General features: G+C 71.1%; 11 protein-coding genes and 1 pseudogene. 5 read left to right on the forward strand and 7 right to left on the reverse strand.

Features of this window, described 5'->3' with window-relative positions; translation table 11 throughout:
- The first annotated feature begins 392 nt into the window (after nt 1-392).
- From ACIP2X_RS15745 to ACIP2X_RS15760, 4 genes are all read left to right on the forward strand, one after another.
- Nucleotides 393-1166, forward strand: a complete 774-nt coding sequence (locus ACIP2X_RS15745) for an isoprenyl transferase (RefSeq protein WP_401672745.1) — start codon at nt 393-395, stop codon at nt 1164-1166.
- Between the two features lie 312 nt (nt 1167-1478).
- Nucleotides 1479-2804 (forward strand): PhoH family protein, encoded by a 1326-nt coding sequence (locus ACIP2X_RS15750; RefSeq protein WP_401672748.1) that lies wholly within the window; start codon nt 1479-1481, stop codon nt 2802-2804.
- Nucleotides 2805-3222: 418 nt separating this feature from the next.
- Nucleotides 3223-3921 carry a transglycosylase SLT domain-containing protein gene (locus tag ACIP2X_RS15755; RefSeq protein WP_401672750.1) on the forward strand — a complete coding sequence of 233 codons (699 nt, stop codon included), beginning with the start codon at nt 3223-3225 and terminating at the stop codon, nt 3919-3921.
- A gap of 135 nt (nt 3922-4056) precedes the next feature.
- Entirely contained in the window at nt 4057-5382 is a 1326-nt protein-coding gene (locus ACIP2X_RS15760; protein WP_401672752.1) for an AI-2E family transporter, read from the forward strand.
- A 99-nt stretch (nt 5383-5481) separates the two neighbouring features.
- Here ACIP2X_RS15760 and ACIP2X_RS15765 read toward each other — a convergent pair.
- The 6 genes and pseudogenes from ACIP2X_RS15765 to ACIP2X_RS15790 all read right to left on the reverse strand — a co-directional run.
- Nucleotides 5482-5721, reverse strand: a pseudogene (locus tag ACIP2X_RS15765) (alkyl hydroperoxide reductase); the annotation flags it as partial.
- 163 nt (nt 5722-5884) lie between these two features.
- Nucleotides 5885-8215: an FtsX-like permease family protein gene (locus tag ACIP2X_RS15770; protein ID WP_401672754.1), complete on the reverse strand. Its 2331-nt coding sequence runs from the start codon at nt 8213-8215 to the stop codon at nt 5885-5887.
- A complete protein-coding gene (locus tag ACIP2X_RS15775) occupies nt 8212-8898 on the reverse strand; it encodes an ABC transporter ATP-binding protein (protein ID WP_401672757.1) in 687 nt (228 codons plus the stop codon). Before ACIP2X_RS15775 ends, ACIP2X_RS15770 begins: the two co-directional genes overlap by 4 nt.
- On the reverse strand, nt 8895-9419 hold the full coding sequence (locus tag ACIP2X_RS15780) for a PadR family transcriptional regulator (RefSeq protein WP_401672760.1): 525 nt from the start codon (nt 9417-9419) through the stop codon (nt 8895-8897). The genes ACIP2X_RS15775 and ACIP2X_RS15780 overlap by 4 nt, the downstream gene beginning before the upstream one ends.
- Before the next feature lie 105 nt (nt 9420-9524).
- On the reverse strand, nt 9525-9770 hold the full coding sequence (locus ACIP2X_RS15785) for a hypothetical protein (RefSeq protein ID WP_401672762.1): 246 nt from the start codon (nt 9768-9770) through the stop codon (nt 9525-9527).
- Complete coding sequence (locus tag ACIP2X_RS15790; protein ID WP_401672764.1) at nt 9767-10702, reverse strand: SPFH domain-containing protein; 936 nt, start codon at nt 10700-10702, stop codon at nt 9767-9769. The genes ACIP2X_RS15785 and ACIP2X_RS15790 overlap by 4 nt, the downstream gene beginning before the upstream one ends.
- A 254-nt stretch (nt 10703-10956) precedes the next feature.
- Here ACIP2X_RS15790 and ACIP2X_RS15795 point away from each other — a divergent pair, with 254 nt between their 5' ends.
- Entirely contained in the window at nt 10957-13257 is a 2301-nt protein-coding gene (locus ACIP2X_RS15795; protein WP_401672766.1) for a transglycosylase domain-containing protein, read from the forward strand.
- 61 nt (nt 13258-13318) lie between these two features.
- Here the strand turns inward: ACIP2X_RS15795 and ACIP2X_RS15800 are convergent, their stop codons facing one another.
- The gene (locus ACIP2X_RS15800; protein ID WP_401672769.1) at nt 13319-15373 is read right to left on the reverse strand and encodes a SpoIIE family protein phosphatase; all 2055 of its coding nucleotides are present in this window, start codon (nt 15371-15373) and stop codon (nt 13319-13321) included.
- Nucleotides 15374-15406: the final 33 nt, after the last annotated feature.

The following is a 15406-nucleotide window of genomic DNA, read 5'->3' on the forward strand; positions in this document are numbered from 1 at the left end:
GGTGTCCGGATCCCGTTTCAGGCGTCAAGTCGCCGTCACCTCCAGGGTCGCCCGTCAGAGGGATGCCCGAAAAGTCCTGTGTGCCCCCCGTGAACCGGCCATGAAGAGGCTGTGAACCCGGCATTCCGCGGCCATCCGCGCGTTGCCGGGCGATTCCGGAGAGTAGTTGTCTCGCGCCGATGCACGCAGCAGCCCTTACGAAGGGTTATGGTGGAAGCCCCCCCTCGGGCCGGTCCGTCTCCCCCCCACGGACCGGCCCGTTTTTTGCTCCCAACACCCGCCCGGGGCACGGGCGTAGCGCGGGGGTAGGCTTCGCCCCCGGGGACCGCCACGCGGACAGGGGGCGCGCTCGGCCGCACCTGTCCGATCCGTACGGAGGGGCTGACATTCACGTGAACCTGCGCGACAAGCTGCGCGGCCTGTTGGTCAGGCTGTACGCACGCCGGGTGGAAGGCCACCTGGACCACGCTCAGGTGCCCAAGCACATCGGCGTCATCATGGACGGCAACCGGCGCTGGGCGAAGGCCTCGGGCTCCACCACCGTGCACGGTCACCAGGCCGGTGCCGAGAAGATCGAGGAGTTCCTCGGCTGGTGCACCGAGACGGACGTCGAGGTGGTCACCCTCTGGCTGCTGTCGACGGACAACTTCGACCGGCCCGAGGACGAGCTCGTCCCGCTGCTCGGCATCATCGAGGGCGTCGTGCGCTCCCTGGCCGCCGACGGCCGCTGGCGGGTGCACCACGTCGGCACCCCCGACCTGCTGCCCTCCCCGATGCGCACGGCGCTCAAGGAGGCCGAGGAGGCCACCGCGCACGTCGACGGGATACTGGTCAACGTCGCCATCGGCTACGGCGGCCGTCAGGAGATCGCCGACGCCGTCCGCTCGATGCTGCTGGACGCCGCCGACAAGGGCCGCTCGGTCGAGGACGTCGCCGAGGCCGTGGACGTCGACATGATCGGCCGCCACCTCTACACGGGTGCGCAGCCCGACCCCGACCTGGTCATCCGCACCAGCGGTGAGCAGCGGCTGTCCGGTTTCATGCTGTGGCAGACGGCCCACTCGGAGTACTACTTCTGTGACGTCTTCTGGCCGGCCTTCCGCAAGGTCGACTTCCTGCGCGCCCTGCGCGACTACGCGGCGCGTCATCGCCGCTACGGCGGCTGACGCGGCCGTCCCACCCCTTCGGGCGTAGAGCGCTTCATACGGAGTTCACCGGCACGCCGTCATATGCCGTGGCATGGCGGCGCGTTTTCGAGGGCATAAAGCAACCAGGTCGACGCCCGAACCACGGGTGTCGGATCTCAGCGGACGGCACGGGGCCGTCCGCCCGGGAGGCCCTTTGCACCAGCCCGATCGTGCGGTCACAGCACGGACGAAGCGGCGAGGGGCCGGTCTCCGGCCCGTGCATCGCGGCCGGCAACCGGTCCAGACCGTCTCCGTCGCTCCCCGACCTCATCCGAGGGGGTACGTCCTTCCGTGGTGACCAGCACAAAGCGCCACAAGCCCGACCGGCGCACCTACGTTCTCGACACCAGCGTCCTGCTGGCGGACCCGAACGCTTTGAACCGCTTCGACGAGCACGAGGTCGTGCTGCCGGTCGTGGTGGTCACGGAGCTGGAGGCGAAGCGGCACCATCCCGAACTCGGGTACTTCGCCCGGCAGGCCCTGCGCCTGCTCGACGACTACCGTGTCCGGTACGGCCGTCTGGACGCCCCCATCCCGACCGGGGACCTCGGCGGAACCCTCCGTGTCGAGCTCAACCACTCGGACCCCAGTGTGCTGCCGACCGGCTACCGCCTGGGGGACAACGACTCCCGCATCCTCGCGGTGGCCCGCAACCTGCAGGCCGAGGGGTTCGACGTCACCGTCGTCTCGAAGGACCTCCCGCTCAGGATCAAGGCGTCCTCGGTCGGCCTCCTCGCCGAGGAGTACCGGGCGGAACTCGCCATCACGGACTCCTCCGGCTGGACCGGAATGTCCGAACTGACCCTGCCCGGCGAGCAGGTGGACATCCTCTTCGAGGAAGGCCACGTCCATGTCCCGGAGGCCGCGGGACTGCCCGTCCACACCGGCCTGACCATTCAGTCCGAGCGCGGCAAGGCACTCGGCCGGGTGACGCCGGAGGGCAACGTCCGTCTGGTGCGCGGCGATCGGGAGGCCTTCGGCATCAAGGGGCGCAGCGCCGAGCAGCGCATCGCGCTGGACCTGCTGCTCGACTCCGACGTCGGGATCGTCTCGATGGGCGGCCGGGCCGGCACCGGCAAGTCCGCGCTCGCGCTGTGCGCGGGCCTGGAGGCGGTCCTGGAGCGCCGTCAGCACGAGAAGATCATGGTCTTCCGTCCGCTGTACGCGGTGGGCGGCCAGGAGCTCGGCTATCTGCCGGGTTCCGAGGCCGAGAAGATGAGCCCCTGGGCCCAGGCGGTCTTCGACACGCTGTCCGCGGTCACCAGCCGCGAGGTCATCGAGGAGGTCACCGCGCGCGGGATGCTGGAGGTGCTCCCGCTCACCCACATCCGCGGCCGCTCGCTGCACGACGCGTTCGTGATCGTGGACGAGGCGCAGTCGCTCGAACGGAATGTGCTGCTGACCGTTCTGTCCCGGATCGGCGCCAATTCACGGGTCGTTCTCACCCACGACGTGGCGCAAAGGGACAATTTGCGGGTCGGGCGCTATGACGGTGTCGTCGCCGTCGTCGAGAAACTGAAGGGGCATCCCCTTTTCGCCCATGTCACCCTGACGCGGTCCGAGAGGTCCCAGATCGCGGCGCTTGTGACCGAAATGCTGGAGGAGGGGGCGATCTGACCCCGCGCCCCACTCCGGGGCGAAGAAGCGGTAGTTGGCGCCGTTCGGCAAAGGCGAAGAGCCTAGCCGGGCGGCGCCTTCGCGCGTCAGTGTTTCTCGAAATCACTCGAGCCAAACGACATGTGAGCTTTCACACGCAACCCGGAATTGCCTTGCGGTGTCGGGTTACGGCAGAGTCTCACTCCTGTCAGGCCCCGCATACGACACATCTGTACCCCCAGCGGTACGGCACAGCAGGAGCACCACACCTAACTCCATAGCGTCGTCGTATGCCGCCCGAGCACCATGCGGCGCTCCCCTCGCGGGAGTTGCCCACCGGGCCCGTGCCTCCCGTGACCCGCAGTTGGGGAGGCCAGTGTCAGGGGGCACGATTGCGTCCGCCAGGGTCACCGAGCGGGCGATGCTGGAAGGAAACCGTGTGAGCCGGATTTCGGTCCGGGGATTCGCAGTGGCCTCGGCCACCGCGGTCACCGCTGTCGGAAGCGTTGTCGGCGTTGCCTCGGGCAGTGTCGCGCAGCCCAATGACGCCGAGGCGGCGGCAACCGACCTGACGCTCCTCGCGGACATCCCCGCGGGCCAGCAGGCGCAGGTACAGACCGCTTCCCTGACGCAGCAGGCCGACATTCAGGCCATCGCGGCGGACGCGAGCGCCAAGAAGGAAGCCGAGGAGGCCGCGCGCAAGGCGGCCGCCGAGACCGCGATCGCGAAGAAGGAGGCCGCCGAGCAGGCGGCCCAGGAAGCCAAGGAGCGCGAGGAGGCGGAGGAGGAGGCGGCCAGCCGGTCCGCCACCCGGGACGCCGCCAGCTTCGCGGTCCAGAGCTCGTACTCCATCTCCGAGATCCAGTCGATGGCTGCCGCGATGGTGCCGGGCGACCAGTTCCAGTGCTTCAGCAACATCGTGGACCACGAGTCCGACTGGAACTACACGGCGGTCAACCCCTCCTCCGGTGCCTACGGCCTCTTCCAGGCGCTGCCCGGCTCCAAGATGTCCTCCGTGGGGTCCGACTGGCAGACCAACCCGGCCACCCAGATCAAGTGGGGCCTGAACTACATGAACGACCGCTACGGCAGCCCCTGCGGCGCCTGGTCGTTCTGGCAGGCCAACCACTGGTACTGAGCCCCGGTCGGGCCACGTCCCGCTCAACCTTTCCGAGCCCCTCACCGTCCTTCGGTGGGGGGCTTCGGCCATGTACGGTCTGACGGGACGGCTCCGGGGGGAGTGGTGGGGACGGTTGGGGGAAAAGGACGGATCATGTCGCGAGTGCCAGGGTGGCTCGGTCGGGTCGGCACCCGGCTGACCGAGATGGGGCAACGGTGGGAAGAGCGCCGGGCCGAGGCGGAGCGTGCGCATGGCGCGCCGGAGCCGGATCCCGAGGAGTCGGCAAGGGCGGCGAGCTCTCTCCCGTACGCGCGTGACCTCCCGGTCGTGGCCCGCCCCGATCCGGCGCAGGCCGTGCCGTGGGGGATGCGGGTCGCGGCCGAGGCCGGCTGGCGGCTGCTGGTGCTGGCGGGCACGCTGTGGGTGCTGATGCGGGTCATCAGCGCCGTGCAACTCGTCGTGCTGGCCTTCGTGGCGGCGCTGCTCATCACGGCGGTGCTACAGCCGACGGTGGCGCGGCTGCGGCGGTACGGGGTGCCGCGCGGACCGGCCACGGCGCTGACCGCGATCCTCGGCTTCGTGGTGATGGGGTTGATCGGATGGTTCGTGACCTGGCAGGTCATGGAGAACATCGACAACCTCTCCGACCAGGTGCAGGACGGCATCGACGAGTTGCGGCGCTGGCTGCTCGACAGCCCCTTCCACGTCACCGACAAGCAGATCAACGACATCGCCGAGAACCTGCGCGAGGCGGTCGGGGCCAACACCGACCAGATCACCACCGCGGGACTCGAGGGCGTGACGGTCGTCGTCGAGACGCTGACCGGCATCCTGCTCGCGGTGTTCTCGACGCTGTTCCTGCTCTACGACGGCCGGCGGATCTGGGAGTGGACGCTGAAGCTGGTGCCGGCGGCGGCGCGGCCGGGTGTCGCCGGGGCCGGTCCCCGGGCCTGGCAGACGCTCACGGCGTATGTGCGCGGCACGGTGATAGTCGCCCTCATCGACGCGATCTTCATCGGCCTCGGCATCTACTTCCTCGATGTGCCGATGGCGGTGCCGCTGGCCGTGTTCATCTTCCTCGGGGCGTTCATCCCGCTGGTGGGCGCGGTGATCTCCGGCGCGCTGGCGGTGGTGGTCGCGCTGGTCACCCAGGGCGTGTTCACGGCCGTGATGACGCTGCTCGTGGTGCTCGCGGTGCAGCAGATCGAGGGCCACATCCTGCAGCCGTTCATCCTCGGGCGGGCGGTGCGGGTGCATCCGCTCGCGGTGGTGCTGTCGGTCGCGGCGGGCGGCATGGTGGCGGGCATCGGCGGAGCGGTGGTAGCGGTGCCGCTGGTGGCGGTCACCAACACCGTCGTCGGCTATCTGCGCGCGTACTCCCAGGAACGCGTCCTGCGGCAGTCCCCGCGCCCGCACGGCGCCACAGCGTCCGACGCCTCCCCGGCCGCGCCGACCGACCCGCCCGCCCCGGCCGGCTGACACCCGCGAGGGCTGCTCGGCGAGTGCCGCCTCTGCGTCCAGGGTGACCGCGACCGCCTGGACGAACGACCTCGCGGTCGACGCCGGCCTCGCGCAGGACCACAGCTCGAAGTCGGCCTTGTCCACACCGGGGTTGCCGATGACCTTCATCCGCAGCCCCGCGCGCAGGGTGCCGTACTCGTGGTCGGACAGCAGGTGCCGGGTGCGGTAGAAGACGTTGTTCATCGCCATGATCGCCTCGGCGGACTTGGCGGCCGCGTACGCCTCCGGCGACAGCGCCGCCCTGGCCTCCGGCTCCAGCTCACGCAGCACGATCGGGGGGCGCGCGCTGATGGCGGTGCCAGCACGGAGTTGGCGGCCGCACTGCGCGAGGCACTGCGGCCGCTTCCCGTGCGCGTGCTGCACGGCGCCGACCAGGGCCTGTCCGACAATTCCCGTCTGCCGGACGACGCCGTGCACGCACTCTCAGGGCCCGGCACTCCGGTAGCACGCAGGCCCTGGCTCACTCGGTGCGCAGGCCCTCCGGCCGCATCATCCGCAGCAGCGGCGGCAGGCTGAGCAGCGTGACGACCAGGACGACTCCCGCGCCGATGCCGATCATGGCCAGCACGCTCGTCCAGTCCACGCTCAGCGCCGTCGCCGTCATCTTCAGCAGGACGGCGCCCAGGGTGAGCCCCACCACCGAGGCCAGGGTCAGTCCGAGCACGATCGGGATCGCCGTCTGCCACAGCACGGACAGGCTCAGCGTGCGACGCCGGGTGCCGAAGGCCACCAGGGCCGACAGCAGCTTCCTGCGTTCGCGCAACTGCTCCAGCTGGGAGACGAGCAGGCTCGCGCCGATCAGGGCCAGGACGCAGGCCGCGCCGACGAACAGGCCGGTGCGGATGGAGTCGTAGCGGTCGGCGCGCTCGGTGGAGGCCCACACCATGGGGTCCGAGAGCGGGTCGAGCGCCGCCGAGGTGTTGCGGACCAGGTCGCGCACCTCCGGCCTGGTGTCGTCGATCTTGAGGTACACCTCGCTGGTCGTCGTTCCCAGGGCTGCCTGCGGCAGGGCCCCGGGCGTGGCCAGGAACCCGCCCCGTGGCTCACCCGTCAGGCCCGGCAGGGCGGTCACCTCGCGCACGGCCGGCACCTTCCACGCCGCCTCCGCGCCCTTGGGGCCGCCTTCGTGGGTCGGGTCGAAGTAGAGCGTCCGGCCCGGCTTCGCCAGCCCGGCGATGTCGGTGTCCCACTCGGCGCCGTTCAGCGCGAACACGTCTCCGTCCCGGCACGAGGGCAGCTTCGCCAGGACCCGGAGCTCGGCGCAGCCGCCGACCGTCACCTGGGCGCCCTGCTCGGGGTCCGTGCGCCGTTCGCCGAGGTAGCCCTCCGAGAAGGCGTAGACCTTGCGCACGCCGTCGGTCCGCCGGAACTCCTCGGCGGCCGCGGCCAGGGGAACGCCCTGCGACAGCCGCACCTGCATCTGCGCCCTGTCGAGGTCGTAGCCGGTCTGCCGGGTGAAGTCGCTCTCCACCCCGGCGAACAGCATCTGCAGGGCGATCGCCCCGGCCACCGCCACGGCGATGCCGTTGACGGTGCGCGCCGCGGTGCCGCTGCTCAACTGGAGGCGGCGGACGGCCAGCTGCCAGGAGACCGAACCCGCACCGAGCCGCGCGACGACCGTCTCGACGATCCACGGCAGCAGCGCGGTGACGCCGATGAGCAGCAGCATCACGCCGCCGACGACCAGGTACTGGTTGAAGTTCCCCTGGTCGCTGCCCTGGCCGATCATCGGGACGAGCATGCCGAGGCCCGCCAGCGGCAGCAGCAGCCGCCACCAGAGCCTGCGGCGGCTCGGCTTGGCCGTGCGCACCACGCCGAGCGGTTCGATGACCACGCCGCGCAGCGCGAGGAGGGTGACCAGCACGGCCGCCGTCGGGACCAGGACCGCGACCAGCGCGGCGAGGGCGGGGGAGGGGTTGAGGTAGCTCGGGAAGACGCTGACGTCGAACACCTCGGCCTGTCCGGCGAGCTGGCGTCCGGCGAGGAAGAAGCCGGTGCCGAAGACCAGGCCCAGCAGCGAACCGGCCAGTGCCTCGCCGGCCGCCACCCGGCGGGTCATCCCGCTGTCGGAGCCGACCAGCCGCAGCGCCGCGAGCCGCCGGTCGCGTCCCTCGCCGCCGAACCGTACGGCCGCGGCGACGAAGACGCCGACCGGCATCAGCAGGACCACGAAGACCACGAGGACCAGCAGCAGCAGGACCGGGTCCCAGGGATCGGAGGTGCCCGTGATCGGCTCACCGAACCGCTCGATCCGGTGGACCGGACCCTGGCCCAGGTGGGCGGAGAGCCCTTCGGCACCGCGGTAGAAGGCGAGTTCGGCGGAGCCGACCAGGCCGGGCTCACCGATCGTGCCCACGATCCGCTCCGGCAGCCGCTCGCGCAGCAGCTTCCCGTCGGGCGACTCCAGCAGCTCCTTCAGCCGGGGCGAGACGACCATCTCGCCGACCCCGGGCATCGCGTCGACGCCGGGCGGCAGCGGCGCCTTCGGGCCCTCGGGCTCCAGCGCCCGGCCGCGGACGTCCACGTCGCGGAAGGTGGTGCCGACGAGGGCGACCAGCAGGGTGGAGTCCGACTTCGGCCGCTCGGTCGGGTCGAACGTGTAGTCCGTGCGGGCCTGTTCGCGCTCGTGCCGGGCGTCCAGCGCGCTCGGGATCGCGGCCGTCAGCAGCAGCAGCGCGACCCCGAGTCCGACGCCGACCGCGGTGAGCACCGCGCGCACCCAGCCGCCCCGGCCGGTGAACGCGAACCCGAAGCCCATGGCCAGGTCCCGCATCGACTGACGGACCTTCATACGACCCGCTCCATGTCCCGGGACCTGCCGTCCCGTACGACGATCTCGCGGTCCGAGTATGCGGCGACCCGTGCCTCGTGCGTGACGAGGACGACGGCGGCGTTGGTGGAGCGGGCCGCGTCCGTCAGCAGCTCCATCACGCGCTCGCCGTTGAGGGAGTCCAGCGCGCCGGTCGGTTCGTCGGCGAACAGCACCCGCGGGCCGGTGACCAGGGAGCGGGCCACGGCGACGCGCTGGCCCTGGCCGCCGGAGACCTCGCCGGGCCGCTTGCCGCCTATGCCGTCGACCTCCAGGCGCTCCATCCAGGACAGGGCGGTGCGCTCGGCGGCCTTGCGGGAGGCGCCGTTCAGGCGCAGCGGCAGGGCCACGTTCTCGACGCAGGTGAGTTCGGGCACGAGCTGGCCGAACTGGAAGACGAACCCGAACTCCGAGCGCCGCAGCGCGCTGCGCTGGGCGTCGTTCATCGTGGCCATCTCCCGGCCGTCGTAGCGGATCGAGCCCTCCTCGGGCGGGACGATGCCGGCGAGGCAGTGCAGCAGGGTGGACTTGCCGGAGCCGGAGGGGCCCATCACGGCGACGACCTCGCCGGGGTGGATGGAGAAGTCCGCGCCGTCCAGGGCGGTGGTGGGGCCGTACGTCTTGCGCAGGCCCTCGGCGACGAGCAGGGCGCCGGTGGGAGTCACTTCGTCACCACCTCCGCGAGCCTGTCGAGGCGGGCGGCGGTCAGTTCGAGCCACCGCAGGTCGGCCTCCAGGTGGAACAGCGCGTGGTCGCAGATCAGCTGGTCCGCGAGGTCACCCTTGCGCTTGCGGTCGGTGAGGATCCGCATCAGGCGCAGGTGCTCGGAGCGCTGGGTGTCGAGGATGTCGGCGGCGTCGCGCCGGGTGAGCAGGGCGAGGACGACCTTGGTGTACAGGGTCGACTGGAGGTACGGCTCCGGCTTCTCCGGCGTCGCGAGCCACCGCTCCACGTCGGTGATGCCGGCGTCGGTGATGGCGTAGCGCTTGCGCTCCGGCCCGCCGCCCGGCTCGATGCCGTCGACCTCGACGAGGCCGTTCTTCAGCAGCCGGGACATCGTCGAGTAGACCTGGCCGTAGTGCAGGGGCCGGTCCTGACCGAACTTCTCGTCGAAGGCCCGCTTCAGGTCGTAGCCGTGGCGGGGGCCGGACTCCAGGAGCCCGAGGAGGGTGTGACCGATGGACATGCCGAGCACTCTACATACCGGGTATACGTCGTGTGTATACGCACAGTGTGTAGATCATGGGGAGGGGTGCGTCCGCGCAGGTGGGAGGGGATTGTCACGGTTCCGCTACTGCGGCGGAGGGCCGCCGGGCGGCCGGCCCCGGCGGGGCAGGGGGCCGGCGTCGCCGGGCAGCCGGCCCGCGTCCTTGAGGGCCTTGCGGAGCAGGAACTCGATCTGCGCGTTGGCCGACCGCAGCTCGTCCGACGCCCAGCGGGCGAGCGACTCGTAGACCGACGGGTCCAGCCGCAGCAGCACCTGCTTGCGCTGCTGCGGCGGCCGCCGCTTCGAGGAGGCCTCGGAGAAATCCGTCACTGGTAGAGCGTCCCGGTGTTGACGACCGGCTGGGCGGCCCGGTCCCCGCACAGCACCACCATGAGGTTGGACACCATCGCCGCCTTCCGCTCGGAGTCCAGCTCCACGATGTCCCGCTCGGTCAGCCGGGCCAGCGCCATCTCGACCATGCCGACCGCGCCGTCCACGATCTGCCGGCGGGCGGCGACGACCGCGCCGGCCTGCTGGCGCTGGAGCATCGCCGAGGCGATCTCGGGCGCGTAGGCGAGGTGCGTGAAGCGCGACTCGATGATCTGCACGCCGGCCGCCTCCACCCGCGCGTGCAGTTCGACGGCGAGCTTCTCGGTGATCTCCTCGGCGTTCTCGCGCAGCGAGAGGCCGTCCTCCTCGTGGGAGTCGTAGGGGTACTCGATGGCGATGTGCCGCACGGCCGCCTCGGTCTGCGTGGAGACGAACTCGATGTAGTCGTCGACCTCGAAGGTGGCCTGCGCGGTGTCCTCGACCCGCCACACCACGACGGCCGCGAGCTCGATCGGGTTGCCGTAGGCGTCGTTGACCTTCAGGACCGCGGTCTCGTGGTTGCGCACGCGGGTGGAGATCTTGGTGCGTGAGGTGAGCGGGTTCACCCAGCGCAGGCCGTCCTGGCGGATCGTGCCCCGGTAGCGCCCGAAGAGCTGGACGACGCGGGCCTCGCCCGGCGCCACCATGTTCAGGCCGCACATCGCGATGAACGCGGACAGGGTGACCAGGATGCCGAGGACGATCAGTGTGGCCTTGAGGCCGGTCCCCGTGACGGCCGTGGCGCTGACGATCATGGCGACGCCGCCCAGCAGGCCGATCAGGCCCAGGAGCAGGGCGAGTCCGCCGCCGATGCTGTGCGCCGGGAACTCCCGGACGCGTGGTGCGGGCATCTCCGGGACGTCGGCGACGGCCGGCGTGTCGTGTGTGGACATAGGGGTCCCCCGTATCTCGTCGTCCAGCTTCGCATCGCTTAGCTCTTTCCTAGCTAAGTGATATCACTTTACCCCGCCACGGCAACCCTTACCCCTCGTCGGGCGTCGGTTCCGTAGGAAGGCGTGCTGATTGTCACGTCCGTAAAAGGCCGAAAGAGTCGGACTTTGTCATAGAGAGCGGTGTTAGCTTTCTGAGCTGACCTGAGCCACGGCACCGAAGTGACACCCGAGAGCGGAGCGGAGCGAACGGACCCATGGGACGAGCGGAAGACAGACGAGCGCGGCAGCGAGGTGGCCACCGCGCGGCGCCGAGGAACCGCCGTTCGTCGCGCGCTGCCGGGAAGAGCGGCATACGCAGGCTCTTCACCTGGCGGAAGATACTGGGCACCTTCCTCGGCCTGTGCCTGCTCGGCATCGGCGGATTCGTCCTGCTGTACCTGCTGGTGTCCGTCCCCGAGGGCAACGCGGCGGCGAAGCTGCAGAGCAACGTCTACAAGTACAGCGACGGCACCGTCCTGGTCCGCGACGGCGAGGTCAACCGCGAGGTCGTCGACCTGGCACGGGTGCCCAAGGCCGTCCAGCGGACCTTCGTGGCCGCCGAGAACAAATCGTTCTACCAGGACAACGGCGTCGACCTGAAGGGCACGACCCGAGGCCTGGTCAACACCCTCAGCGGCAAGGGCGCGCAGGGCGGCTCGACGATCACCCAGCAGTACGTCAAGAACTACTACCTGAGCCAGGAGCAGACGGTCACCCGCAAGCTCAAGGAGCTGGTGATCTCGCTCAAGGTGGACCGACAGATGTCCAAGGACGACATCCTCGCGGGCTACATCAACACCAGCTACTACGGGCGCAACGCCTACGGCATCCAGGCCGCCGCGCAGGCCTACTACCGCGTCGACGCCGACGACCTCACCGTCGAGCAGGGCGCCTACCTCGCCGCGTTGCTCCAGGCACCCAGCCAGTACGACTGGGCCGTCGCCTCGGACACCAGCAAGCGCCTCGTGAAGAACCGCTGGAACTACGTCCTGGACAACATGGTCGAGGAGCGCTGGCTGAGCGCCTCCGAACGCCAGGAGATGAAGTTCCCCGTGCCCAAGGAGCCCCAGGGCAATCCCGGGATGGAGGGCCAGACCGGCTACTGGGTCGACGCGGCCAACGCCGAACTGGCCCGGCGCCTGGTGGCCCAGGGGACGGCCCAGGACCAGGACCAGGCCCTCGCCATGGTCAAGCGCGGCGGCTGGAACCTGACGCTGAACGTCGACAAGAAGAAGCAGGCCCGGCTGGAGAAGGCCGCCGAGGACCAGCTCGCGAGCAAGCTCGACCCGAAGAAGCGCAAGGTCGACGGGAACATCCAGCCCGGCGCCGTGTCCGTCGACCCGAAGACCGGCAAGGTCGTCGCGATGTACGGCGGCATCGACTACGTCAAGCACTACACGAACAACGCGACCCGCCGCGACTACCAGCCGGCCTCCACCTTCAAGCCGGTCATCCTGGCCGCCGCCGTGGAGGAGGCCGCCGAGACCCAGGACGGCGAGCCGATCAACGCGAACACCGTCTACGACGGTGACAGCAGGCACCCGGTCACGGACAACGGGACCAAGGTCGGCTTCGCCCCGCCGAACGAGGACGACGTCGACTACGGCGACGTCACCGTGCAGACCGCGATGAACAAGTCCGTCAACGCCGTCTTCGCGCAGATGGGCGTCGACGTCGGCATGGACGAGGTCATGAAGGTCGCCGGCGAACTCGGCATGGACACCGACGGCATGCAGGCGGTGCCGGCCCAGACGCTCGGCTCCATGGGCGCGAGCCCGATGGAGATGGCGGGCATCTACGCCACCCTCGACAACCACGGCAAGAAGGTCACGCCCACGGTGCTGGCCGCCGTGGAGCACAAGGACATCGTGGTGGACCTGCCGGACCCGGTCGGGGACCAGGTCATCAGCCGCGAGGCCGCCGACACGGTCACCTCGGTGCTCACCGGCGTGGTCGACGACGGCACGGCCCGCACCTCGGTGCGCGACAACCCGGAGCGGGACGGGCAGCAGGTGGCCGGCAAGACCGGTACCTCCGACTACGGCAGGTCCGCCTGGTTCACCGGCTACACCCCGAACCTGGTGACCTCCGTCGGCCTGTTCGGCCAGGACGCCAAGACCGGCAAGCAGGTGAACATGGCGGGCGCCACCGGCACCCTGCCGGGCAAGGGCCGCGTCAACGGCGGCGGCTTCCCGGCACAGATCTGGGCGGCGTACACCTTCGGCGTGATGGACCAGGTCAGCAGGTTCGACCTGGACACCGACCAGGGCGCCGCGGTGAAGCCGACGTACACCCCGACCCCGAGCGACGAGCCGACCACCGAGGCGCCCACGTCCGAGCCGCCGACGTCGGCACCCCCGACGTCCGAGTCCCCGACCAGGACGCCGAGTCAGTCGCCGAGCCAGACACCCAGTCAGTCGCCGCCGTCGCAGACTCCCACGACGCAGCCCCCGCCGTCCGTGCCGACCGAACCCACGGCCCCGGAGAACCCGTTCCTCCCGGACGACGAGCGATAGACCGGAGAGGGCGCCCGGCGACACGCCGGGCGCCCTCGACGCCGTCGGGGTGAGGCGCGCCTCACCCGCGATTCAGCTCGAACCAGACGACCTTCCCGGTGCTGAGCCGGGTAGCCCCCCACCGCCGGGCCAGCCGGTTCACCAGATACAGCCCGCGCCCGCCCTCGTCGGTGGCGCGGGCCTGCCGCAGCCGGGGCAACTGCGGCACGTCGTCGCCGACCTCGCAGCGCAGCACGTCCGTCCGCAGCAGCCGCAACGTCACCGGCCGCGACGCGTAGCGCACGGCATTCGTCACGACCTCGCTGATGAGCAGCTCGACGGAGTCCGTCAGCTCCTCCATGCCCCACCGGGACAGCGCGCTGCGCGCCAGCCTCCGGGCCTTGCCCGGCGCCATCTCCTCCGGGTCCAGGTACCAGTACGCGACATCGCTCGGCGCGATCCCGTCGAACCGGGCGGCGAGCAGCGCGATGTCGTCGTCCCGGTCGCCCGGACCGAGCATGTCCAGCACCTCGTCGCACAGCGCTTCCAGCGGCGGCGGATGATCCGGCCCGGTGAGCTGGGCGGTCGCGGCCAGCTTCTCGCGCAGCTGCTCTATGCCGGTCCACACGTCCCGCAACCGGGACTCCACCAGCCCGTCCGTGTACAGCAGCAGCGTCGCCCCGGCCGGGGCGTCCAGCTCCACCGCCTCGAAGTCGACACCGCCCACACCGATCGGCGCGCCCGCCGGGACGCGCAGCACCTCGGCCCGCCCGCCCAGGTGCAGCAGCACCGGCGGCGGATGCCCGGCGTTGGCGATGGTGATCCGGTGCGACACCGGGTCGTAGACCGCGTACAGGCAGGTCGCCATGCGGTCGGTGCCCAGCCGCTGGGCCTGCTCGTCGAGGTGGTGCAGCACCTCCTGCGGCGGCAGGTCCAGCCCGGCGAGCGTCTGCGCCGTCGTGCGCAGCTGGCCCATGATCGCGGCGGACGTCATGGAGTGCCCCATCACGTCGCCGACGACGAGCGCGACCCGGCTGCCGGGCAGCGGGATGGCGTCGTACCAGTCGCCGCCGACCCGTGCCGTCTCGGCGGCCGGGAGGTAGCGCGAGGCCAGCCGGACACCCGTCGGCTGCGGCAGGGTCTCCGGCAGCATCGTGCGCTGCAACTCGTCGGCGATGTACGCCTCACGGCCGTACAGCACGGCCTTGTCGATGCCGAGCGCGCTGTGCGTGGCGAGCTGGGCCGCGATCAGCAGGTCGTCCGCCTCGAAGGCCAGCCGCTCCGGGCGGCGCAGGAAGACCGCGGCGCCGATCACACGCCGGCGGCCGCGCAGCGGGGCCAGGATGGCCCGCTGGCCGGCGGGGATGACCGCCTCGCCGTTCTCACCGAGCAGCTCGGGCAGCGCGGCACGGGCGGCAGGCGCGTCGGCGAACACCGGACGCACCCCGCGCAGGACCTCGGCCAGCGCGCCGCCCGGCCGGACCTCGCACAACTCGGCGGTCAGCGTCGACAGCTCCGAGGGCTCCGGCTGGAGCACCGGCAGGAAACCGTTCTCGGTGTCCCGCTCCTCCGGGATCCGGTCGGTACGCCGCAGCCGCAGCACGACGGGGCCCGTGGGCCGCTCGTCACCGACCGGCAGCGGATCGCGCAGATACACGAGGATCGCGTCGGAAAACGTTGGCACGGTGGCCCGGCACAGCCCCATGACGATCTCGTCGAGGTCGATGCCACGGGCGATCCGCCGGGTCGCGGCACCCACGAAGCGCAGCCGGTCGCCGTCCCGGCGCATCGGCGTCGGCCTGCCGAGCGGGGCCGACTGGCCGGTACGGCGCTCCTGACCGCCGGGGCCCGAACGCTCCGGGTCGGTGCCGGGCTGCGCCGGGATGGCCTCCGGCGCGGGACGCGGGCGGTGGGTGTCGGGCTCGGCCGCGGCCGGCTGGGAGTGCTCGGGACCCGCGGCGCCGCCGGGCGTCACCGAGGTGCCCGAGGGCGTCTCACCGGTGCCCCGGGCCTGAGCGGGTAAAGCGGCGGCACCGGGCGTCAGCGGGGCCGCCGGGGTACGCAGGAGCGCCCCGCGGGGATCCACGGGGTCCACGCCCGCCTGGGGGCGCTCGAAAGAGGTCGGCTGCTCCGTCACGCGTGTCGAATCCGTCCGTCCGGGGCCGTGCGC

It is taken from the genome of Streptomyces sp. NPDC089424 (assembly GCF_044749345.1).
Taxonomy (GTDB): domain Bacteria; phylum Actinomycetota; class Actinomycetes; order Streptomycetales; family Streptomycetaceae; genus Streptomyces.